The following is a 21,264-nucleotide window of genomic DNA, read 5'->3' as shown; positions in this document are numbered from 1 at the left end:
GTGCACAAAAGCGCCGTTCATGGATTTGGCAACGAGACTCAGACGGTCTTGCCGTCCGGCTGGATCCGCGAGAAGCCCAGGTACGGCACGAGCGCCTCGGGCATCACCACGGAACCGTCCTCCTGCTGGCCCTGCTCCAGGATCGCCGCGACCGTGCGGCCGATCGGGAGGCCGGAGCCGTTCAGCGTGGCGACGAACTGGCGGTTGCCGTCCGCGTCGGTCGTGCGGATGTTCGCGCGCCGGGCCTGGAACGTGTTGCAGCTCGAGCAGGACGAGATCTCGCGGTAGCGGTCCTGGCTCGGCAGCCACACCTCGAGGTCGTAGGTGATCTCCGAGGAGAACCCGGTGTCACCGGCGGCGAGCACGACCACGCGGTACGCGAGACCGAGCTTCTGCAGGCACGCCTCGGCGTGGCCGAGCATCTTCTCCAGCTCGGTCAGGGCCTGGCCCGCCTCGCACAGCCGGACCATCTCGACCTTGGCGAACTGGTGCAGGCGCAGGATGCCGCGGGTGTCTCGGCCGTACGAGCCCGCCTCCGACCGGTAGCACGGCGTGTGCGTGGTGAACGCGAGCGGCAGCTGACGGCGGTCGAGGATCTCGTTCGCGTAGAAGTTCGTGAGCGGCACCTCGGCGGTCGGGATGAGGTAGAGCGCCCGGTCGCCGACGGAGGTCTTGAAGAGGTCCTCCTCGAACTTCGGCAGCTGGCCCGTGCCCGTCATCGTGGGGGCGTTGACCAGGTGCGGAACCGAGAACTCCTCGTACCCGTGCTGCTGGGTGTGCAGGTCGAGCAGGAAGTTCACCAGCCCGCGCTCCAGGCGCGCACCCGCGCTGCGGCCCACGGCGAACCGCGGTCCGGCGAGCTTGGTGGCGCGACCGAAGTCGAAGATCCCCATCGCCTCGGCGAGGTCGACGTGGTCCTTCGGCTCGAAGTCGAATTTCGGCACCTCGCCCCACGTGCGGAGTTCGCGCGCCTCTTCCTCGGAGAAACCGTCCGGAATTTCGTCGAGAGGAAAGTTGGGAATGCCGAGCAGAACTTCGCGCAGTTCCGCCTGCAGCTGCGCGACCTCGGTTTCCGATTCCTTGATCTTCTCCTTCAGATCGCGCGCCTGGGCCTTGAGACCCTCGATGTCACCGCCGGCCTTGGCCTGGCGCTGCACCTCCGCCGCGACCTGCTTGGACTGTGCACGAAGGTCGTCCCCGGTCTTGATCGCCGCGACCCGCCGGGAGGACAGGTCCCTCAGCGGCTCCGGGTCGAACGCGAACCCGCGCCGGGCGAGGCGGCGCGTCGCGCTCTCGGCGTCGGCCAAGAGGACGTGGTGGTCGTGCACGGTCGGCTCCAATCCGGACAATGAGATAAACGCATTCCCAGTGCGCCGAGTGTATCGCGTCCGGGAAATGTATTTGTCCGGGGCCGTAAAAAGACGGTGGGGTCAGCGGGTCATGCCGCGCAGGATTCGGATCAGCTCGACGGTCGGCAGCTGGCACAGCTGTGCCATGTTCTCCAGGGCGGGCAGGTCGAGGTGCACCTCGGGCGAGGCGCCCGGCGGCAGCACGTGCAGGCGTCCCGCGGCCCACCGGCGCAGCGGCACCAGGCGCGGGTTGTCGGTGGCGGCGACGGCGGCGAGGTTCAGCGTCAGGTGGCCTGCCGGGGCGTCGCCGAAGAAGCGTTCGTGAACGCGGGCGAGCACCTCGTGCGCCGGGACGTCGAGCGCGTGGCAGATCTCCACCAGGCGCACGACGGAGCACTGGCGGGTGCCGAGCTCGTAGGTCGCCAGCGTCTGCAGCGAGATCTCGGTCTGCAGGCGCTTGTTGAGCTCTTTGCGGGTCCATCCGCGCTGCTTGCGAAGGCTGCGGATCTCATCACCGAGCACGCGCTGGTACGCCACTGTGTCGATTTGGCCGTTCGCAGTGTGCACTTGGTCCCTCCACCCCGTGAGCGGGTCTCACGGTGATGGAAGGCGCCAGTGCTTCGGCGCTTACGCAACTTACTGGCAGAATCCCCCGAACGGGGTACGCCGCTCTACTCTGTGTATCAGTTTACGCAGCGTACGCCGTCTGCGGTGATGGGCGTGGGGGCGTTCGGGTCGGGTGCGGGCTGCTGCCGCGCACCGTCCAGGTTGAGCGCTCCGGAGCTCTTGAAGCCCTGCGCGCCGGGGCCGGAGTAGTCCGAGCCGAGGAAGACGCGGGCCGTGCCGGCCGGGATGTTGACGTCCTCCTCGATCTTCATGCCGCCGAGCGCGTTCTGGACCGCGTTCGCGCCGGCCTCGCCGCCCTTGCCGTAGCGGACGACCGACTTCGCCATCGCCTCGGCGTTGCCGGTCTGGCCCGCCTTGAAGCCCTTCGCGACGAGCGACTGCTGCACCTGGGCCGCGAGACCCGCCTGGCCCGAGGCGTTGCGGACGTCCACGGTCACCGAGGCGTTGTTGAACTTCGGGTCCACCGGCGTGGAGGTCGCCGGGGCCTTGCCGAGGCTCTTCACGAACGCGTGCACCTCGGACTCGTCGACCTCGACCGCCGAGCCGTCCTCGGGCGTCTGCAGGTCTGGGTTGCCGGTCGGGATCGTCTGGAACGTCATGTTGCCGCCCGTCATGTCCTTCATCTGCAGGGCGAACTTGGTGATGTCCCAGCCGTCGTCGAGCACGATCGCGCCGCTCACGGCCTTGATCATGTCGTTGCGCTTCTTGCTGTCGGTGAGCACGCCCGCCGAGAGCATCTTCTTCGCGAGGCCCGCCATGAAGACCTGCTGGCGCACGACGCGGTCCAGGTCGCCCATGGGCAGGCCGTGGCGCTGCCGGACGAACGCCAGCGCGCTCTTGCCCTCGATCGTCTGCGGGCCCGCCTTGAAGTTCGCGCCGGAGAAGCTGTCACGGACGTTCTTGTTGAGGCAGACGTCGATGCCGCCGATGGCCTTGGTGATCTCGTAGAAGCCGACCAGGTTGACCTCGGCGTAGTGGTCGATCTTGACGCTGGTCAGGTTCTCGATGGTCTCGATGAGGTTGTTCGCGCCGGCCTTGCGCGACTCCATCTCGATGTCCGGGGCGCTCTTGCCGCTGCCCTGGAGCTTCTCGGCGGCTTGACCCTTGGCGTAACCGTAGGCAGAGTTGATCTTGTGCCGCCCGAACCCGCCCGCGATCTTCACGTAGGAGTCGCGCGGGAACGACACCGCGTAGGCCTTGCCGCTGTCGTTCGGGATGTGCAGCAGGATCAGCGTGTCGGTGTTGAAACCGCCGTCGTCGCTGCCGCCCGCCTGCAGCTCGTTGAGGATGTTCTGCGGGAGCGGGTTGCCCTTGGAGTCGGTGCGGCTGTCCATGCCGACCAGCAGGATGTCGATCGCGCCGTCGGCGGGCTTCTCCCCGGCGTCGGCGAGGTTCAGGTCCTGCTTGGTGAGGCCGTCGGTCAGCGACTTCAGGTTCTGCCACGCGATGCCGGTGACCAGCAGGATCACCGCGGACAGCATGCTGACGAAGATCTTGGCGCCGGTCGACGCGCCGCGCTTGGCGGCACTCGGACGGCGGGCCGCCGCGGGCCTGGGACGCGGCCGGGCCGCGGGGGTCTGCTTCGCCTTGGCCGGTGTCGTGCGGACCGTCGGGCGGTCGGCCACCGGACGGGGCCGCGGGCCGGACGACGTGGCACGAGCGGGGCGCTGGGGCTCCCGGCGCGGGGGTTCGCTCCTGCTCGCGGACTCGCGCTTCGGCGGTTCGCGGCGTTGCGGCTCACGACGCGGCGGTTCGGAGCGCTTCGGCGGTTCCGACCGGCCGGGTTGCTGCCGCGGCTCACGGCGCGGCGGCTCCGACGCACGTGGCGGGACCTGCGGACGTCGGGGCTGACCCGCCTGGGGACGCGGGGTGGCTGAGGGTCGCCTGGGAGAACCGTTCGGGTCTCCTGGCCTCGGCGGCCGGTTGTCCACACCCACTCCTCTCGGCACATTCGGGTACACCAAGTAGACGTGCGGAGACTCCACTCGGTTGTGCAAAGCGTGACACAGTGGTGGAGGCCACCCGATCAAGGCCCCTTGACCAGCGGTTTTGTCCGTTTCGTAGACTCGTCGCCGTGTTGACGATGCAGGACGCGCTGCTCGCGCTGACCAAGTACTGGACCGACCGAGGTTGCATCGTGGTGCAGCCGTTCAACACCGAGGTCGGGGCGGGAACGCTGAACCCGGCCACCGTGCTGCGGGTGCTGGGTCCCGAGCCGTGGCGCGTCGCGTACGTGGAGCCGTCCGTGCGGCCCGACGACGCCCGTTACGGCGAGAACCCGAACCGGCTGCAGACGCACACCCAGTTCCAGGTGATCCTCAAGCCCGACCCGGGCGACCCCCAGGAGCTCTACCTCGGTTCGCTGGAGGCGCTGGGCATCGACGTCCGCGCGCACGACGTCCGGTTCGTCGAGGACAACTGGGCCTCGCCCGCGCTGGGAGCCTGGGGCCTCGGCTGGGAGGTCTGGCTGGACGGCCTGGAGATCACCCAGTTCACGTACTTCCAGCAGGCCGGCGGCATGACGCTCGACCCGGTGTCGGTGGAGATCACCTACGGCATCGAGCGGATCATGATGGCGCTGCAGGGCGTCGACCACTTCAAGAAGATCGCGTACGCCCCCGGAATCTCCTACGGCGAGGCGTTCGGCCAGGCCGAGTACGAGATGTCGCGGTACTACCTCGACGACGCGGACGTGGAGGCGAACAAGCGCCTCTTCGAGGAGTTCGCGGCCGAGGCGCGTCGGATGCTCGACGCCCGTCTTCCAGTGCCCGCGCACAGCTTCGTGCTGAAGTGCTCGCACATCTTCAACGTGCTGGACGCGCGCGGATCGATCTCCACGACCGAGCGCGCGCGTGCGTTCGGACGGATGCGCGGCCTGGCGCGTGAGGTCGCCGCGTTGTGGGCCGAGCGCCGGTCGGAGCTCGGACACCCGCTCGGCGTCGCGGCGGTTCCGGCCGCCGCCGAGAAGCCCTCGTCGTTCCAGGACGTGGTCGCTCCCGCGACGCTGCTGTTCGAGATCGGCACCGAGGAACTGCCTCCCGCCGAAGTGCTCCGGACCGTCGAGGCGGTGCGTCTTGCCGTCACGTCGAAGCTGGACGCGACCCGGCTGACGCACGGCGAGGTGACCGTGCACGGCACCCCGCGCCGGATCGTCGTGCAGGTGCCCGCGGTGGCGCCGCGCGAGCCGGACGCCGAGCGCACGGTGCGCGGCCCGCGGGTGTCGGCCGCGTTCGACGCTGACGGGAACCCGACCAAGGCCGTGCAGGGTTTCGCACGCGGCCAGGGCGTCGAGGTGTCCGCGTTGGGACGCGTGGTCGAGAACGACGTCGAGTTCGTCGCGCTGACGAAGACCGACGCCGGCCGCGGCGCCGTCGAGGTGCTGAGCGGACTGCTGGCCGAGGTCGTCTCCGACCTGCGGGCCGAGAAGAACATGAAGTGGAACGACCCGAAGCTGTCGTTCACCCGGCCGATCCGCTGGCTCCTCGCGCTGCTCGGCTCGACGCCGGTGCCGGTCTCGGTGTCGTCGCTGGCTTCCGGGACCGTCACCCGCGTGCACCGGACCGCCGCCGAGCCGGTGGTGGAAGTGTCCACTGCGGACGGTTACCTGGAGTTCCTGGCGGGGCACGGGATCCAGGTCGACGCCTCGGTGCGTGCCGCTGCGATCGTGGAGGCCGCGCAGTCGCTGGCGGCGTCGGTCGGCGGTGTCGTCGAGGTCGACGGGCTGCTGGACGAGGTCACGAACCTGGTCGAGTGGCCGACGCCGATCCTCGGCTCGTTCGAGGAGCGGTACCTGGAGCTGCCGGCCCAGATCCTCACCACGGTCATGCGCAAGCACCAGCGGTACCTGCCGGTCCGTGCGGCAGACGGGTCCCTGCTGCCGCACTTCGTGGCCGTGGCGAACGGTTCCGTGGACGCCGACCTGGTCCGTGCGGGCAACGAGGCCGTGCTGCGCGCACGGTACGAGGACGCGGCGTTCTTCTGGCGCGCCGACCTCAAGACGCCGCTGGACGAGATGAAGGCGGGTCTCGCGAAGCTGACGTTCGCGGACAAGCTGGGTTCGATGGCGGACCGCGCGGGTCGCATCGCCGCGCTGGCCGGGCGTTTCGGGGGCGTGGTGGACGTCGACCGCGAGACGCTGGACCGCGCGGGCGCGCTGGCGAAGTTCGACCTCGGCTCGCAGATGGTCATCGAGTTGTCGTCGCTGGCCGGTGTGATGGCCCGCGAGTACGCGGCGCGCGCGGGGGAGACCCCGGAGGTCGCCTTGGCGTTGTGGGAGATGGAACTCCCGCGCTCGGCCGGTGACGCGCTGCCGTCGTCCGTGCCTGGTGCGCTGCTGTCCCTGGCCGACCGCTTCGACCTGCTGGCGGGCCTGTTCGGCATCGGCGCGCAGCCGACCGGTTCCTCGGACCCGTTCGGCCTGCGTCGCGCGGCCCTGGGCGCGGTGACGGTGCTGCGGGCCTTCCCGGACCTGCGGGCGATCACCCTGCCGGTGGCGCTGTCCCTGGCCGCGGAAGGCCTGGACGTGTCCGCTGAGGCGCTGGAGACCGCGCGCGAGTTCGCGGTGCGCCGCTACGAGCAGGCGCTGCTCGACGCGGGCCACGAGCACCGCTTCGTCCAGGCGGTGCTGCCGCTGGCCGACTCGCCGGTGCTGGCCGACGAGACGCTGGCGCAGCTGGAGTCGTTGGCGGGCAAGGAGTCCTTCGACGCACTGGCGGCCGCCCTGCAACGGGTGCGGCGAATCGTCCCGGCCTCCGTCGAGGGTTCCTACGACGCCTCGGTGTTGTCGGAGCCGGCGGAAGTGGCGCTGCACAAGGCGTTCGACGGCGTCCCGCGCGGCGTGACCGGGCTGGCTGCGTTCGTCGCGGCGGCCGAGGGGCTGACCGGGCCGATCAACACGTTCTTCGACGAGGTGCTCGTGATGGCCGAGGACGAGAAGGTGAAGGCGGCACGGCTCGGGCTGCTGGCGTCGATCCGCGACTTCGCGGCGCCGGTGCTGGACTGGACGCAGCTGTAACCCGATCTGGTGAACGATGAACGGCGCTTTTGTCCACCTCAAGTGGACAAAAGCGCCGTTCATCGCAAGCGAGGGGTTAGTTGATCGTGTAGCTGTCGCCGTAGACCTTCCACTTCAGCGGCGTCTTCAGGTCGAAGTTGCCGGCCTTGAGCCACACGCGCTGCGCGGTCTCGATGCGGGTGACGTCCTCGTGGGCCGCCTCCTGTTTCATGGCCCACACGCGGGCGTCCATGAAGGCGTTGAGCCACGTGCGCTCGTCACCGCCCTGTGACGGTGGCTTCGCCTTGCCGAGCGCGCGTTTGCGGATGTTGCTGAAGCTGGTCTTGTCGCCACCGTCGCCGTGCACGACGATCGCGTCGTAGTAGGCGAACTGGCCAAGAGCCCGCACTCCGTCGGCCTTGCCCTGCTTCACGGCCGGGTTGAAGTACACGCGGTCGCGCTCGGACTCCTGTGCCGCCTTGAAGGCGGAGTCCTTGGCCGCGGTCTTCCAGTCCTTGGTGTAGTTGGGGTCGAGGCCCGAATGGGATGCCGTCCCGTTCACCTTGCGCAGTGCGGGAAGGTACTTCTCCAGCACGTTGCCGGGTTTCTTGGACTTGTACAGCTCGACCAGGTCGAGCATGTCACCGGTACCACTGCAGAAACCGATGATCCCCGCGGTGTAGCCGCGGCCGTCCTTGATGTCCTCGATGTAGCCGAACTGCGCTTTCCAGTCCAAAGAGGAGTTCTCCGCGCTGGACACGATCTGCATCGCGATGTCCTTGAGGCGCGGTTCGTCGAGGTTGGCCGCAGAGGCGGTCGTTGCGGTGGTGGTGATGAGCGCGGCGCACGTCAGCAGCGCGGCCGCGAGGCGACCAGAGATCTTCACGAATTTTCCTCCGGGCAGGGATTGGGGTCCCGGGCGGCGTGAGAGCAACGGTAAGGGGTCCACACCTTTACTGGCAAGAGTCTTTACTAATTCGCGAAACGGACATTTGGCTCAGGAGATCTCGAAGTAGTCGCCGTAGACGTGCCACTGCAGCGGCCGTTCGAGGTTGAGCTTGCCCTCGTCGAGGAACCGGCGCTGCGCGGTGTCCACCCGGCTGGTTTCCTCGTGGGCGGGCTCCTGCTTCATCGTCCAGACCCGCGCGTCGAGGAACGCGTGCAGCCACTGGACCTCGTCGCCGCCCTGGGCGGACGGACGGGCCCCGGAGTTCAGAGCGCGCTGGCGGATGCCGGAGAAGTCGAGGTCGCCCCAGCCGTCACCGTGCATGACGATCGCGTCGTAGTAGATGAACTGGCCGAGCGCCTGCACGCCGTCCTGCTTCGCGCGGTTCACCGCCGGATTGAAGTACACGCGGTCGCGTTCGTGCTCCTGCGCGCCCTGGAACGTGCCGTCGTTCGCGGCCGTGCGCCAGTCGTTCTGGAAGGTCGGGTCCAGGCCGTCGTGCGACGGGGTGCCGTTCACGCGTTCCAGCGCGGGGAGGTACTTCTCCAGCACGTTGCCTGGCTTCCAGTCGCGGTAGAGGCGGACGAGGTCGAGCATGTCGCCCGTGCCGCTGCAGAAGCCGATGATGCCGGCGGTGTAGCCGCGGCCGTCGTCGATGTCCTCGACGTAACCGAACTGGGCGCGCCAGTCCAAAGAGGAGTTCTCCGCACTGGACACCAGCTGCATCGCGATGTCCTTGAGCGCTGGGTCGTTCAGGTCCGCTGCCTGCGCGGTGCCGGGGGTGACCAGGACCGCCGCGCAGAGAACCGTTGCCGCGAGCCGTGAAAACGTCTTCATGACGCTCCGTTCCACAGGGGAATCGGCGGCGACGCGGGGCACCGTAGCGTGAGAGCGTTCGCACGGGCAAGAGCAGGACACGGCAAAGGCTCCCGGCCGAAGCCGGGAGCCTTTGTGGTTCAAGCAGAACTACAGGAACTGACCGCCGCGGGTCACCGCGCCGTAGGCGTCCACGATGCCGTGACCGTAGAAGCCGTTGAACTTCGCGTCACCCTCACAGGTGGCGTCGAACTCCGGCGTGCGACCGACGTTGACGTACGAGACCGTGCGCGGGTTCGGGCACGCGCGCTGGATCGCCGTCTTGTAGAGCACCTTCTCGACCTTGTCCGGGTCCATGGTCAGACCGGGACGGCCCTTGTCCTTCTTGCCGTACTGGCTGACGATCAGGGCGGCGACACCGGACGCGTGCGGGGCGGCCATCGAGGTGCCCTGCAGGAACTGGTAGTAGCCGACCTTGTCGCCCTGCACGGCCTTCTTGACGCCGGCCCCGAGGCCCTTCTCGGTGATGTTGCCGGCCTCGTCGACGTTGCCCTCGGCGACGGCGACGTTGCGCGGGTAGGTGGACAGGATCATGTTCTCGTTGGTGCGGTACCACGGCGTGCCGAGGCCGCTGCGGAAGTAGCCGCCGGGAGCCGAGATCGAGGTCTGCTCGACACCGTAGTTCGAGTAGTCGGACTTCTCGGCCGACGGGCCCAGAGCGGACACCGAGATGACGTGGTTGCCCTCGGTCGGCAGGTTGAGGCAGGTGGCGTTGTCGACCGGACGCGGCCGGTTGTGGCCCGGCGGGTAGTTCGGGCTCTGCACGTCCTGACGCGGCTTGCCGAGGTCCTCGTGGTTGTTGCCCGCGGCACCGATCAGCGTGACGCCCTTGCGGTGCGCGTAGTTCAGCGCGCGCTGCACGGACGCGATGATCGTGCGCTGCTCCAGCTGCTCCTCCGCCGTGGCGGTGGAGTCGTTGATGCAGTTCATGTACCACGGGTCGACGTAGAACGACATGTTGATGACGTCCAGGCCGATGTCGGCGCCGTAGGTCAGGGCGTCGACGACGGGCTGCAGGAAGAACGAACCCGCGTCCTGGCCGCCGCGGATGTTCACCAGCGACACGTTCGGCGCGACACCGGAGATGCCGAAACCGTTGGCAGCGGCGCCGATGGTGCCGGCGACGTGCGTGCCGTGGCCGCCGTCGTCCCAGTTGGCCGGGTCGACGCAACCGCGGAACTCACACGGGCCGTCGAACTCTCCACCGTCGGCGTCGTTGGGCATGTCGACGGTGAAGTTGCGCGACAGCTCGTTGTTGAAGTTCGGCGCGATGTCCGGGTGGGAACCGTCCACACCGGTGTCGAGAATGCCGACGTACACGCGCTTGTCACCGGCCTGCTTGGCCCGTGCGATGTTCGAGCGGACGAGGTTCAGGCCCCACAGGTCGCCGTCCAGCGGGTCCATGCCGGCCGTCGACTTCGACGCGGCAGGAGCCTTGGCCGGCTTCGACGCCGTGTTCTCCTTCTCGACGTTGTCCCGCTTGGTCTTCTCGGCCTTCGCCGCGGGCGCGTGCCCGATCGGCGTCGATCGCGCGGCCCCGACGACCGCGTCCGAGGCGGACACCTTCTCCACGAACCCGTTCGCGGGAGCCTTCACGGTCAGCAGACCGATGGCCTTGTTGTCCCGCACGACCTCGCCACCCGCCGCGTGCACGGCGTCGATCGCGAAGTCGCGGTTTCCCGGGTCCTCCAGGAGGACGGTGTACTCCGTGTCCTGCTGGCCCGCGGTAGAGGCCGGCGCTGCCCCCGCCGCCGAAGTGCCCGCGGCGATCAGCGACACCGTTGCCGCCACCGCCATCACGGTTCTGCGCGTTCTCACCTAGCTGTCTCCTCACACCCGGTCAGGGCTGGATCCAACAACACGGGGCGGCCCCCGATTGCCGCCCAAGTCCGACACACTCGCACGAAAATTCGCCAGACATCAGCGCCTTTCGTACGGAATCGAACTGTAGCCGATCGGAAGCGGAGCGTGATGTTATGAGAACAAATCTTGACTTAACAACATTCAAGCGATGAACTCCGCGTTTATGCGAAGACGGGTAATGGCATCGTCGGCATGCCTGCTCTTTCTCCTCTCTGCCTGCGGTGAGGCTGGTCAGAGCACGCCGACGCTGCCTGGGCGTGGACCCAAACCAATCGTCGGGGTAATCCTTCCCGACCGAACGACATCCACGCGCTGGGAAGAACAAGATCGGCCGTTGCTCTCGCAGGCGTTCAACTACGCGGACATCGAACCGTTCATGGAGAACGCCGAAGGCGACGAGGCGAAGTTCGCCCAGATCGCCGACGAGATGATCCGCCGCAAGGTGAAGGTCCTGATGATCACGCCGTTGTCGGCGGCGGGAGGCCTCGCCGTGCAGAAGAAGGCGAAGGCAGCGGGCATCCCGGTCATCGACTACGACCGCGTGACGCTCGGTGGCCAGGCGGAGTACCACGTCGGCTTCGACAGCGTGAACGTCGGCCAGCTCCAGGCGGACGGCCTGCTCGCCTGCCTCGGTGACAAGACCGGTGCGCAGATCATCGAGATCGAGGGCGCGCCGACCGACCACAACGCCACGCTGTTCACCCAGGGTCAGAAGTCGCGGCTGTCGACGAAGTACGACAGCGGTGCCCTGAAGCTCGTGAAGTCGCAGCCGGTCGCGGACTGGAACAACGATCTCGGCGGTCAGCTGTTCGAGCAGATCCTGAACGAGAACGGCGGCAAGGTCGACGGCGTGGTCGCGGCCAACGACGGCCTGGCCGGCGCGGTCATCGCCGTGCTCAAGAAGAAGAACCTGGCGGGCAAGGTGCCGGTCACCGGCCAGGACGCCACTGTGGACGGCCTGCGCGCCGTGCTGCGCGGCGACCAGTGCATCACCGTCTACAAGCCGGTGCGCGACGAGGCCGAGGCCGCGGCCAGGCTGGCCATCGCGATCGCCCGCGGCGACCTGGAGGGTGCCGACGACCTCGCCACCGGCAACCTGCGGGATCCCGTCGCGCGGCGGGACATCAAGTCGGTGCTGCTCGGTGCGACGTTGATCAAGAAGGACACCGTGCGGACGCTCGTCACCGAAGGCATCGTCAAGCCCGCGGAACTGTGCGCGGGAGACGTCGCCCAGGCGTGCGCCCAGCAGGACATCCTCGGAGGGTGAAGGCCCCGTCACGACCTGCCGCGTCCGGCCACGAGCCTCAGTCCGGCAGGTCGTGACGTCCCGAGATGAACTCCTGCACGGCGATCTTCGCCTTGATGATCGGCTGGCGGATCCGGGCCTCCCGGCGGTACGCCCGCGTGAGCTTGCGCGAGCCCTCCGGGTAACGCCAGCGCGCCCACGGTGAGCCCGGCCTGGCCAGCCGCACGGCCCCCACCGCGGGCACCACAGGCACCAGCAGCCCGAGCAGGCCCGTCCAGATCTTGCCCTTGAGCAGCGCCACGATGGCGAAGCACAGGTTCACGCCGATGGTGATCACCCTGGCCGTGAACGTGTCGGTCGGCGTCGTGTCCGGGTTCAGCTGGAGCACCTCGTCGTAGCCCAGCGGCCGTGCGCCGAGCAGGAACGTCCCCGTCAGGCCGATGGCGAGGAAGACGGCGTCCACGGACAGACGCCCCGCCTTCGTCCAGTAGACGTCCCTCAGGTGCAGGATCAGCGCGAACTCGTCGAGCACCAGCGCCGCGCCCACTCCGAGCCCGGCCGCGGCGGCGCACCTCGCGCCGTAGAGGTCGTCCGGGATGACGAGGCCCGTGACGCTGGACAGGAGCAGCAGCACGGTGCCGAACACGACGTGATGCACGTGCGTGTCGCCGTGCACGATGTTGCGCGGCCACCAACGCACCTTCGCCCTGATCATGCGCACGCTGATGCGGATGAACACGAATGTGGTCACCAAGCCGACGAAGAAGAAGAGCAGTCGTTCGCTGCCGGTCAAGCACGGCCCCCTGGGTCAACGACCCTCCAGGTTACCGTCCCGGGTCGTCGTCGACCCGTCCACGCACCTTGCCGATCTGGATCACGCTCTCGTTGGCGGTGCCGGAGAAGGTGTTGGTGATGATGTCACCGCCCCGCTTGCGGCGCCGCGACCCGGCCCTGGTCAGGAGCTTCTCGACGAGCGGCGCCAACCCGTGGGCGACCCGCGGTGCGACGGAAACCTTGATCGACAACGTCGTCTGCTCGGGCACAGGGACCTCCGCATGCTCGTTTGGGACCTCACGGTATCAGTGGAGATCGATGGCTCGACTGCGAGCGGGGAGGCGTGGTTGACTGTCCAAGGTCGTACGTTTCGTGTTCGTGGATCACCCCCGCTCGCGGAACGAGGTTGCGAGCGCGTGGTTTCTCCAGGTTCCGGAGAAGGCGCCGCCGTGACTTGACCCGGTGGTCGCGAGCGCGATCCGGCACCTGTTAGAGGAGAAGTAGCAAGATGGCAGTACAGGGCACCGTCAAGTGGTTCAACGCGGAGAAGGGCTTCGGCTTCATCTCCCCCGACAACGGTGGCGCCGACGTGTTCGTCCACTACTCTGAGATCCAGATGAACGGCTACAAGGCTCTCGAGGAGAACCAGCGGGTCGAGTTCGAGATCGGTCAGGGCCAGAAGGGTCCGCAGGCTCAGGGCGTTCGCGCCGTCTGAGTCTGACTGGTCAGCACATCTGATCTGTCACAAAGCCGCTTGTCCTGTATCGGACAGGCGGCTTTGTCGCGCTCGGCCACCTTGCTCGGTGCTGAGGCGCCTTCGCCGGTGGCCGACGAAGTCGTCATGTTGGGGGCAGGCCCCCAAACCCCATGGGTCGCGTCTTGTGCTCTGTTGATCGCTGTTAGTAGCGTCCGACGGCATGCGGAGACTGTTCGTAGCAGCGCTGTTGCTCTTAGTGGCCGGATGTTCCGGCGGTGAGAACGCGGTGCCGGGCGGCGGCAAGATCGACGCTCTGCTCGCCAAAGCACCCGTCTACTCAGGTCAGGTCACCGCGGGTTCGGCCGTTGACCGCATCCGCAAGCGCGGCAAGCTGCTCATCGGCGGCTCCCAGGACGCGCCGTTGCTCTCGCAGCTCGACCCGATCAGCGGCGAGCTCACCGGTTTCGACGCCTACCTCGGCAAGCTCCTCGCCCACTACATCGTCGGCAGCCCGCGGACCGAGCTGCTCAGCGCCACCTCGGAGACGCGCGAGCCGTTGCTGGCCAACGGCACCGTCGACGTGATCATCCAGACCTACACGATCACTCCGCAACGAGCTGAGCGCGTCGCGTTCGCCGGCCCGTACTACCAGTCGGGGCAGTCCATCGCCGTCCGCAAGGGCACCTCCGGCATCACCAAACCCGCTGACCTGGCTGGGAAGACCGTGATCGTCGGTGCGAACACCCCAGGGGTGAAGGCGGTGCGCGACGCCGCTCCCACCGCCCAGATCGTCGAGTTCGGCTCCGATCCCGAGTGCCTGACGGCGTTGAAGCAGGGCCGTGGCGAGGCGTACGTGCAGGACCAGGCGATCCTGGTGGCGGACGCGGCGAAGGACGGCGAGCTCCAGCTGGTCGGCGAGCCGTTCACCGAGGACCCGTACGGCATCGGCATCAGGCACGGCGACGCGGAGTTCACGGAGTTCGTCGACGACTGGCTGCGGGAGATCGGCAAGTCCGGGCTGTGGCAGGAGGTCTGGAAGCAGACGATCGGCACCGTGGTCACCGGCGACGTGCCGTCGCCACCCGCGATCGCCTCATGAGCCTGGTCCTCGAAGGCTTCCTGAACACCGTTGCGCTGACCCTGCTGTCGTTCGCGGGAGCGCTTGTCGTCGGTCTTGCCGTTGCGGTGCTTCGGATCGTGCCGGTGCCGCTGCTGCGTGGTGTTGGTGCGACCTACGTGGAGGTGTGGCGCAACGTCCCGTTGCTCGCGTGGCTGGTCCTGTTCGTGTTCGGGCTGCCGGAGGTCGGGGTGAAGATGCCGTTGTTCTGGACGGCTTTCACGGCGATCGCGCTGTACGAGGCCGCTTTCGTGGCGGAGGCGTTGCGGTCCGGGGTGAGTTCGGTGGCTCTGGGGCAAGGGGAGGCCGCACGGGCGTTGGGGCTCACGTTCCGTCAGTCGTTGCGGCACGTGATCCTTCCTCAGGCTGGTCGGAGAGTTGTGCAGCCGTTGGCGAACATCGCGATCGCGTTGACGATGGCGACGGCACTGGCCGGTGTCGTCGGCGTGGTGGACATGACCCGTGCGGCACAACGGATCAACCTGGAGCTCGCACGGCCGTTGCTCGTCTTCACCGGCGTCGGACTCTGTTATCTGGTGATGGCCGCCGGCATCGGGTTCGGCGCGCGGGCGCTGGAACGGCGGTTGGCCTGATGTTCGACGTTCCCGGTCCACGGTTCCGCCGCAGGGTCTTCTGGGTCTCGGTGGTGTCCGTTTTCGTGCTCGCAGGGCTGCTCGCGCTGGGGTTGCGGCAGTTCGCGGCGAACGGGCAGCTGGACCCGGTTCGGTGGAGGCCGTACCTGACCTGGCCCGTGTGGCGGTACCTGCTCTCGGGCCTGTGGTCGACGGCGGCGGCGGCCTGTGCGACGGGGGTGCTGGCGATGGCGGGCGGCTTGCTGCTCGCGTTGCGGCCCAACCGGTTCACACGGGCGTACGCCGAGGTCATGCGCACGGTTCCGGTGCTGCTGCTCGTGTACGTGATGCTGTTCGTGCTGCCGTCGTTCGGTGTGAACCTGCCGCTGTTCTGGAAGCTCGTGGTGCCGCTGGCGTTGTCGCACGCGGCCTCCTACGCGGTGATCTTCCGGACGGGCGTCGGGTCCGTCGATCCGGGGCAGCGCGAGGCCGGGTTGTCGTTGGGCATGCCAGACGGTGTGGTGACACGGTTCGTGGTGCTGCCACAGGCCGTTCGGCACATGACACCGTTGTTGGTGACTCAGGCCGTCAGCCTGTTGAAGGACACATCGCTGGGGTATGTCGTCTCCTACACGGAGTTGTTGTTCAACGGCCGTGTGCTCGCCAACTACAACGGTCTGCTGATCCAGACCTTCATCGTCGTCGCGTTCGTCTACCTCGTCGTCAACCTGGCGTTGTCCAGGCTGGCGCACCGGCTGGAGGCTGCTCGTGCCCGCACTGCTCGCTGAGGTCACCAGGTCCGGTTTCGTGGAGAGCCTGCACCACGGCAGCGTCGTCGGGTTGCGGCCGTCCGGTGAGGTGGGTGTCGCGGTCGGCGCGGTGGAGGACCCGGTGCTGCCGCGGTCGTGCATGAAACCGTTCCAGGCGTTGGCCTGCCTGTCCGCGGGCGCTCCGCTCGAAGGGCCTTCACTGGCGATCGCGGCCGGCTCGCACACGGGGGAGGACCGGCACGTCGAGCTCGTGGTGCAGCTGCTGGGCGGGTTGCCGGTCGAGTCGCTGCGTTGCCCGGAGTCGTGGCCGGAGGACGACCAGACTCGGCACCGGCTGACCGAACCGTCACGGGTGCGGATGAACTGTTCCGGCAAACACGCGGCGATGCTGGCGGCGTGCGTGGAGGCGCGGTGGCCGACGCAGACCTATCTGGAGCCCACGCATCCGTTGCAGCAGCTGGTGTTGCGGACGATGGAGGAACTGTCGGGGGAGACCGTTGCGCACACGGCGATCGACGGATGTGGTGCGCCCGTGTACGCGTTGTCGTTGCACGGCTTGGCGCGCGCGATGCGAGAGTTGGTGCGCACGCCGGTTGCTGATGCCATGCGCAGGTTTCCCGAGTACGTCGGAGGAACCGGGCACGTGAACACCGTCGTCATGCAGCTGCTGCCGGGCGTGGTGGCGAAGGGCGGCGCGGAGGGTGTTCTCGTGCTGGCGACGGCGGCAGGGCACGCGGTGGCGGTGAAGGTGCTGGACGGGAATCCCCGTGCCACCACGGCGATCGGCCTCACGGCGCTGGCCGCGCTGGGGTACGACGTGTCGCCCGCGAAGGAACACCTGTCCGTGCCGGTGCTCGGTGGCGGGCAGGTCGTCGGGCAGGTGCGGACCGTCTTCTAGAACATCTCGGGGAGGTCCAGCATGCCGAGCTGGTTCATGACGGTCGCGGTGTCGCCGTACACCCGTTCGCAGACCAGCACGTCCTTGTCGAACAGGAACAAACCGACCATCCTGACCTTGAACGACCGGCCGGTCACCTCCTCGCCGACGAGGCTGCCGAGGTGCGTGCCCTGCAGCTCGAACTCGACGATCACGGCGTCGTCGGCGTGGTGGATCTCGACGACCTTGCTGTGCTGGTCCGGAAACGCCGCGCGGGTGCGCTGCCAGTACGCGCGGACCTCGTCCACGCCGTCGAGGACCTGGCCGGACGCCACGATCTCGTACCGGGGGTGGGGGAAGGTGTTCAGGGAGGTGTCGAAGTCGTGGTCGTTCCGCGACTCCACGTGCTCCAGGACGATCGCCTCGCGCAGCGCTCTGAGCGCCTTGGACTCGGTCATGCCGGCCGACCCTCCTACGTACGCCGTACGTCGCAGGGAAGTTACTCCACGCCGTATGGTCTCCGCCAGTGGCCACCTCACGTGAACCGTTGACCCGCGACCGCATCGTCGATGCGGCCGTGCGGTTGATCGAACGCGAGGGAGTGGAGGCCGTCTCGATGCGGCGCCTGGCCGCTGAGCTGGGCGCGGGCACGATGTCGCTGTACAACCACGTGCCGAACAAGGCGCTGCTGGTGGACCTCGCGGCCGAGCGGATCATGGCGGACGCGCAGCCGTACCACGTCGACAGCGACGACTGGCGTGACCACATCCGGGCGCACGCGCGTGCGGTGCGTCAGCTGGCCAAGCGACACCCGCGCGCGTTCGTGATGCTGGCGACGCGGCGGCTGAGCACCGAGGCCGGGATCCGGACGATCGAGGCCGCGCTGAGGAACTTCGACCGGGCGGGCTTCCGCGGCAAGGAAGCCGTCGGGATGATGCGCGCGATGGTGTCGTACCTGCTCGGTACGTTGATGCGGGAGGTCGCCACCTCGCCGGAGCTCGGCGGGATCGCGCTGTCGCCGTACGAAGACGTTGACGCGTCGAGGTTTCCGTTGTCCGGCGAGGTGCTCGACGAGCTGGGCACCTACGACCACGACCAGGAGTTCGAGTTCGGGCTCGAGCTCCTGATCGCGGGCTTGGAGCGCTACCAGTCCTAGGGGCGCATCTCGTACTGGCCGGAGAGCTGCGCGACCTGCTGCCAGACGGCGTCGAAGCGGGCCTGGTCGACGTGCGGCTTGCGGATCTGCGCGACGGCCCACTGCTGCTGGGCCTCGGTGCTGCTGGCCTTGCCGTGCAGCGCGGTCGCGTAGCCGGCGAAGTCGCGGACCAGGACGTCGAAGATCTGGTCGAGCACGTTCGCGTCGGTCTTGGTGATCTTGGCCTGCTCCAGCACCAGCTGGCCGTAGACGACCAGGGTGAAGAGGTGGCCGAGGTTCAGCAGGAAGTCGAGGTCCTGCTGCTGCTCCGCGTCCGGCGCGGCGGTGGTGAGCAGGGTCTTGATCGCCCTGGCCTGCTCGTGGAACAGCTGCACGTTGGGCAGGTGGGCGTGCTCGGCGTAGATCGGCTCCCAGTCGTGGAACTGGATCTTGCCGAGGCCGCGCGCGGGGCCCTGGTGCCAGAAGAAGTCGTCGTCCTTCGGTTCGTGGACCGACGGGACCTCGTCGTAGGTCTTGGGGTTGAAGAGGTAGTTCGGCATGAACTTGAGCACCAGGGCCAGGTTCACGTGGACGGTGCCCTCGAGCTTGGGCAGCGCGCGGATGTCGGCCGTGGCGCGGGTGAAGTAGGTGTCCTTCTCGAAACCCTTGGCGGCGATGACGTCCCAGAGCAGGTCGATGACGTTCTCGCCCTCGCTCGTGACCTTCATCTTGGTGATGGGGTTGAAGAGGAGGTAGCGGCGGTCGTTCTCGCCGGCGGTCCGGAAGTAGTCCACCGCCCTGTCCGCGAAGAGCTTCATCGCGGTGAGGCGCGCGTACGCGTCGACGAAGTTCTGGCGCACGTGCGGGAAGTTCGTGACCGGGTTGCCGTAGAGGATCCGGTTGTGGGCGTGGGTGATCGCCTCGTAGAAGGAGTGCTCGCTGATGCCGATGCTGGCGGTGCAGAGGTTGAACTTGCCGACGTTGACGGTGTTCAGCGCGGCGGAGAAGGCGTCGGGGCCGCGGTGGAGGATGTCCTCCTCGGTCAGCGGGTAGTCCTCGAGGCGGAACTCGCTGACGAACATCTGGCTGTCGACGACGTTCTTGACCAGCTTGAAGTTCTCGTGCTGGCTGTCGACGGCGAAGAAGAGGTACTCGTCGTCGATCTTGCCGAAGACGCTGACCATGCCGGCGACGTTGCCGTTGCCGATGTAGTACTTGCTGCCGTTGGCCCGGTAGCCGTCGGCGGTCTTCGTGACGATCATGTCCGTGCTGTAGACGTCGGCGCCGTGCTCCTTCTCGGAGAGGCCGAACGCGAAGACGGCGCCGCTGTCGAGGAGGGCGGCGGCCTTCTGCTTGGCCTCGGAGTTGCCGCTCATCCAGATGGGGCCGAGCCCGAGCACCGTGACCTGCCAGGCGTACCAGTACTGGAGGCCGTAGAAGCCGAGCACCTCGCTGAACGCGGCGTTGCGGGCGGCGTCCCAGCGCTTGGCGGGGTCGACGCTGCTCGGCGTGCAGAAGGTGGCGAAGAGCTTCTCCTGCTTCACGAAGTCGAGGAACTCGGTGTACCAGACCTTGTCCTGGGCGTCGGCGATGAGCTGCCGCTTGCCGCGGGCCTCGAACCAGTCGATCGTCGCCCTGAGCAGGCGGCGGGTCTCGTCGTCGAGGTGGGCGGGGTCGTAGTGGTTCGGGTCGAGCAGCACTGGCGCCTCCTTCGTCTCCGTTCGGACGCTACCAGTGAGTAACTTGTGGGTCTACGTGGGGTTTCCCGCACGCTCAGAAATTGTCAGACCCCCGGCGTAACGTGCTCCGCATCACATTCTCTCGTTGGGAGGCTGCGTTGCGATGACGGTGGTCGTGGCGATCGGTACGCGCAAGGGGCTGTGGCTCGCCCGCAGCGAGGATCGGGTCACGTGGGAGGTCGACGGGCCGCACCACGCGATGCAGGAGGTGTACGCGGTCGCGTTCGACACGCGTGCCGGCCTCCGCCTGCTGGCCGGGGTGTCCTCCCCGCACTTCGGACCGGGCGTGTCCATTTCGGACGATCTCGCCGCGTCCTGGGAGGAGTCGTCGTCGCCCCCGATCACGTTCCCGGTCGAGGACGCCGCGCTGGAGCGCGTGTGGCAGCTCCAACCGGCCCCGGCCTCCCAGCCGGGCGTCGTGTACGCGGGCACCCAGCCGTCGGCCCTGTTCAAGTCGACGGACGGCGGCCGCTCGTTCGAGTTCGTCGAGGGCCTCTGGAACCACCCGCACCGCCCGGAGTGGGAGGCGGGCTTCGGCGGCCAGGCCGTCCACACGATCGTGCCGGACCCGGTCGACCCGGACCGAGTGCTCGTGGCGATGTCGACCGGCGGCGTCTACCGCACCGCGGACGGCGGTAAGTCCTGGGAGGCCCGCAACAAGGGCATCAAGGCGTACTTCCTCCCGGACCCGTGGCCGGAGTTCGGCCAGTGCGTGCACAAGGTCGCCCAGCACCCGGCCCAGGCGTCCCGCTTCTACGCCCAGAACCACCACGGCGTCTACCGCAGCGACGACGGCGGCGACTCCTGGCAGTCCATAGCCGACGGCCTGCCCACCGACTTCGGCTTCGCGATGGTCGTCCACCCCCACGACCCGGACACGATCTTCACGTTCCCGATCGAAGCCGACGGCCGCCGCTTCCCACCGGAGGGAAAGTGCCGCGTCTACCGCTCCCGCGACGCAGGCACCACCTGGCACCCCCTGGGCACAGGCCTGCCGGACAACTTCTGGACCGCCGTGATGCGCGACGCGATGTGCACCGACAACGCCCAAGTCCCCGGCGTCTACTTCGGCTCCCGCTCAGGCGAGGTCTACGCGAGCCCCGACGAAGGCGAGACCTGGCACCAGGTAGCCGCCCACCTCCCAGACGTGATGTCGGTCCGAGCAACGGTGATCCCAGCGTGACCCGCTACCCCGCGCCGGCGAGGACGGTGCCGACATGAAGGTGACAGTCCTGATCCCAGGCGTCCTCCGAACAGCAACCGACGGCGCCTCCCACGTAGACGTCGACGTCCCCGAACCAGCCACCCTGGGCGCCGCCCTGGACGTGCTCGCCAACACCTACCCGGGCCTGGACCGCCGCCTGCGAGACGAACGCTCCACCCTCCGCCGCTACGTGAACTTCTACGTCAACGGCGAGGAGTGCCGCCGCCTCTCCGGCCCAGCCACCCCACTACCGCCCGACGCCGAAATCCAAATCCTCCCCTCAGTAGCGGGAGGCTAACCCCCGCACCACACCCCAGCCAGCGCACCCACGGCCTCGCCACTTCAACCAACGTGCCGGGGGATGGGCGCCGCACCCGCCCACCACCGTCCCACCAGCGCCCGGCCGTCGACGCCGGAGCGCCGGTACCAGCCGTTTTGCTGCCGTTCCCATTACCAACAACCCAGGCGACAGCTGGCCA

At 68.1% G+C, this 21,264-nt stretch carries 20 protein-coding genes; 10 read left to right on the top strand and 10 right to left on the bottom strand.

Features of this window, described 5'->3' with window-relative positions; translation table 11 throughout:
* Positions 1 to 38: 38 nt before the first annotated feature.
* The 3 genes from serS to ACFOWZ_RS34085 form a co-directional block, all read right to left on the bottom strand.
* Positions 39 to 1,349, bottom strand: coding sequence for a serine--tRNA ligase (serS, locus tag ACFOWZ_RS34095; RefSeq protein WP_382378063.1), 1,311 nt, complete (start codon positions 1,347 to 1,349; stop codon positions 39 to 41).
* A gap of 81 nt (positions 1,350 to 1,430) precedes the next feature.
* A complete protein-coding gene (locus tag ACFOWZ_RS34090; protein WP_382378062.1) occupies positions 1,431 to 1,916 on the bottom strand; it encodes a helix-turn-helix domain-containing protein in 486 nt (161 codons plus the stop codon).
* Between the two features lie 116 nt (positions 1,917 to 2,032).
* Positions 2,033 to 3,601: an LCP family protein gene (locus tag ACFOWZ_RS34085; RefSeq protein WP_382378061.1), complete on the bottom strand. Its 1,569-nt coding sequence runs from the start codon at positions 3,599 to 3,601 to the stop codon at positions 2,033 to 2,035.
* A gap of 458 nt (positions 3,602 to 4,059) precedes the next feature.
* Between ACFOWZ_RS34085 and ACFOWZ_RS34080 the strand changes: the two genes are divergently transcribed.
* Complete coding sequence (locus ACFOWZ_RS34080; protein WP_382378086.1) at positions 4,060 to 6,990, top strand: glycine--tRNA ligase; 2,931 nt, start codon at positions 4,060 to 4,062, stop codon at positions 6,988 to 6,990.
* 76 nt (positions 6,991 to 7,066) lie between these two features.
* Here the strand turns inward: ACFOWZ_RS34080 and ACFOWZ_RS34075 are convergent, their stop codons facing one another.
* The 3 genes from ACFOWZ_RS34075 to ACFOWZ_RS34065 all read right to left on the bottom strand — a co-directional run bounded on the left by ACFOWZ_RS34075 (position 7,067) and on the right by ACFOWZ_RS34065 (position 10,588).
* The gene (locus ACFOWZ_RS34075) at positions 7,067 to 7,855 is read right to left on the bottom strand and encodes a chitosanase (protein ID WP_382378060.1); all 789 of its coding nucleotides are present in this window, start codon (positions 7,853 to 7,855) and stop codon (positions 7,067 to 7,069) included.
* A gap of 111 nt (positions 7,856 to 7,966) precedes the next feature.
* On the bottom strand, positions 7,967 to 8,752 hold the full coding sequence (locus ACFOWZ_RS34070) for a chitosanase (protein WP_382378059.1): 786 nt from the start codon (positions 8,750 to 8,752) through the stop codon (positions 7,967 to 7,969).
* A 129-nt stretch (positions 8,753 to 8,881) separates the two neighbouring features.
* On the bottom strand, positions 8,882 to 10,588 hold the full coding sequence (locus ACFOWZ_RS34065; protein ID WP_382378085.1) for a S8 family peptidase: 1,707 nt from the start codon (positions 10,586 to 10,588) through the stop codon (positions 8,882 to 8,884).
* Between the two features lie 229 nt (positions 10,589 to 10,817).
* Here ACFOWZ_RS34065 and ACFOWZ_RS34060 point away from each other — a divergent pair, with 229 nt between their 5' ends.
* Positions 10,818 to 11,921 carry a sugar ABC transporter substrate-binding protein gene (locus ACFOWZ_RS34060; RefSeq protein WP_382378084.1) on the top strand — a complete coding sequence of 368 codons (1,104 nt, stop codon included), beginning with the start codon at positions 10,818 to 10,820 and terminating at the stop codon, positions 11,919 to 11,921.
* Positions 11,922 to 11,958: 37 nt separating this feature from the next.
* On the opposite strand, the gene ACFOWZ_RS34055 is transcribed toward ACFOWZ_RS34060, so the two are convergent.
* Entirely contained in the window at positions 11,959 to 12,651 is a 693-nt protein-coding gene (locus ACFOWZ_RS34055) for a hypothetical protein (RefSeq protein WP_382378058.1), read from the bottom strand.
* Between the two features lie 73 nt (positions 12,652 to 12,724).
* Positions 12,725 to 12,943 carry a hypothetical protein gene (locus ACFOWZ_RS34050; protein WP_382378057.1) on the bottom strand — a complete coding sequence of 73 codons (219 nt, stop codon included), beginning with the start codon at positions 12,941 to 12,943 and terminating at the stop codon, positions 12,725 to 12,727.
* A 239-nt stretch (positions 12,944 to 13,182) separates the two neighbouring features.
* On the opposite strand from ACFOWZ_RS34050, the gene ACFOWZ_RS34045 reads away from it, so the two are divergent.
* The 5 genes from ACFOWZ_RS34045 to ACFOWZ_RS34025 all read left to right on the top strand — a co-directional run bounded on the left by ACFOWZ_RS34045 (position 13,183) and on the right by ACFOWZ_RS34025 (position 16,728).
* Positions 13,183 to 13,389: a cold-shock protein gene (locus ACFOWZ_RS34045; protein WP_030468404.1), complete on the top strand. Its 207-nt coding sequence runs from the start codon at positions 13,183 to 13,185 to the stop codon at positions 13,387 to 13,389.
* Between the two features lie 202 nt (positions 13,390 to 13,591).
* Positions 13,592 to 14,470: a glutamate ABC transporter substrate-binding protein gene (locus ACFOWZ_RS34040; RefSeq protein ID WP_382378056.1), complete on the top strand. Its 879-nt coding sequence runs from the start codon at positions 13,592 to 13,594 to the stop codon at positions 14,468 to 14,470.
* Complete coding sequence (locus ACFOWZ_RS34035) at positions 14,467 to 15,081, top strand: amino acid ABC transporter permease (RefSeq protein ID WP_030468402.1); 615 nt, start codon at positions 14,467 to 14,469, stop codon at positions 15,079 to 15,081. The genes ACFOWZ_RS34040 and ACFOWZ_RS34035 overlap by 4 nt, the downstream gene beginning before the upstream one ends.
* A complete protein-coding gene (locus ACFOWZ_RS34030; protein WP_382378055.1) occupies positions 15,081 to 15,848 on the top strand; it encodes an amino acid ABC transporter permease in 768 nt (255 codons plus the stop codon). The genes ACFOWZ_RS34035 and ACFOWZ_RS34030 overlap by 1 nt, the downstream gene beginning before the upstream one ends.
* The gene (locus tag ACFOWZ_RS34025; protein ID WP_382378054.1) at positions 15,829 to 16,728 is read left to right on the top strand and encodes an asparaginase; all 900 of its coding nucleotides are present in this window, start codon (positions 15,829 to 15,831) and stop codon (positions 16,726 to 16,728) included. The genes ACFOWZ_RS34030 and ACFOWZ_RS34025 overlap by 20 nt, the downstream gene beginning before the upstream one ends.
* Here ACFOWZ_RS34025 and ACFOWZ_RS34020 read toward each other — a convergent pair.
* Entirely contained in the window at positions 16,725 to 17,165 is a 441-nt protein-coding gene (locus ACFOWZ_RS34020; protein ID WP_382378053.1) for an ester cyclase, read from the bottom strand. The two genes, ACFOWZ_RS34025 and ACFOWZ_RS34020, sit on opposite strands and share 4 nt — an antisense overlap.
* Positions 17,166 to 17,233: 68 nt before the next feature.
* Between ACFOWZ_RS34020 and ACFOWZ_RS34015 the strand changes: the two genes are divergently transcribed.
* Entirely contained in the window at positions 17,234 to 17,863 is a 630-nt protein-coding gene (locus tag ACFOWZ_RS34015; protein WP_382378052.1) for a TetR/AcrR family transcriptional regulator C-terminal domain-containing protein, read from the top strand.
* Here the strand turns inward: ACFOWZ_RS34015 and ACFOWZ_RS34010 are convergent.
* Entirely contained in the window at positions 17,860 to 19,542 is a 1,683-nt protein-coding gene (locus ACFOWZ_RS34010; RefSeq protein WP_382378051.1) for an acyl-CoA dehydrogenase, read from the bottom strand. The genes ACFOWZ_RS34015 and ACFOWZ_RS34010 overlap by 4 nt on opposite strands.
* 142 nt (positions 19,543 to 19,684) lie before the next feature.
* Between ACFOWZ_RS34010 and ACFOWZ_RS34005 the strand changes: the two genes are divergently transcribed.
* Complete coding sequence (locus ACFOWZ_RS34005) at positions 19,685 to 20,764, top strand: WD40/YVTN/BNR-like repeat-containing protein (protein WP_382378050.1); 1,080 nt, start codon at positions 19,685 to 19,687, stop codon at positions 20,762 to 20,764.
* Between the two features lie 34 nt (positions 20,765 to 20,798).
* Positions 20,799 to 21,083: a MoaD/ThiS family protein gene (locus tag ACFOWZ_RS34000; RefSeq protein WP_382378049.1), complete on the top strand. Its 285-nt coding sequence runs from the start codon at positions 20,799 to 20,801 to the stop codon at positions 21,081 to 21,083.
* Positions 21,084 to 21,264 lie beyond the last annotated feature (181 nt).

Source organism: Lentzea rhizosphaerae (assembly GCF_042649515.1).
Lineage (GTDB): Bacteria > Actinomycetota > Actinomycetes > Mycobacteriales > Pseudonocardiaceae > Lentzea > Lentzea aerocolonigenes.
Note: the sequence above shows the minus strand (reverse complement) of the source record. Positions and strands in the feature narration are given on the sequence as shown.

Bases quoted from the DNA above. Each gene is read 5' to 3' on its own strand.
- ACFOWZ_RS34030 (WP_382378055.1), top strand. From the start codon at position 15,081: ATGTTCGACGTTCCCGGTCCACGGTTCCGCCGCAGGGTCTTCTGGGTC.
- ACFOWZ_RS34080 (WP_382378086.1), top strand. From the start codon at position 4,060: ATGCAGGACGCGCTGCTCGCGCTGACCAAGTACTGGACCGACCGAGGT.
- ACFOWZ_RS34000 (WP_382378049.1), top strand. From the start codon at position 20,799: ATGAAGGTGACAGTCCTGATCCCAGGCGTCCTCCGAACAGCAACCGAC.
- ACFOWZ_RS34060 (WP_382378084.1), top strand. From the start codon at position 10,818: ATGCGAAGACGGGTAATGGCATCGTCGGCATGCCTGCTCTTTCTCCTC.
- ACFOWZ_RS34035 (WP_030468402.1), top strand. From the start codon at position 14,467: ATGAGCCTGGTCCTCGAAGGCTTCCTGAACACCGTTGCGCTGACCCTG.
- ACFOWZ_RS34065 (WP_382378085.1), bottom strand. From the start codon at position 10,588: ATGGCGGTGGCGGCAACGGTGTCGCTGATCGCCGCGGGCACTTCGGCG.
- ACFOWZ_RS34040 (WP_382378056.1), top strand. From the start codon at position 13,592: ATGCGGAGACTGTTCGTAGCAGCGCTGTTGCTCTTAGTGGCCGGATGT.
- ACFOWZ_RS34045 (WP_030468404.1), top strand. From the start codon at position 13,183: ATGGCAGTACAGGGCACCGTCAAGTGGTTCAACGCGGAGAAGGGCTTC.
- ACFOWZ_RS34020 (WP_382378053.1), bottom strand. From the start codon at position 17,165: ATGACCGAGTCCAAGGCGCTCAGAGCGCTGCGCGAGGCGATCGTCCTG.
- ACFOWZ_RS34005 (WP_382378050.1), top strand. From the start codon at position 19,685: ATGACGGTGGTCGTGGCGATCGGTACGCGCAAGGGGCTGTGGCTCGCC.
- ACFOWZ_RS34070 (WP_382378059.1), bottom strand. From the start codon at position 8,752: ATGAAGACGTTTTCACGGCTCGCGGCAACGGTTCTCTGCGCGGCGGTC.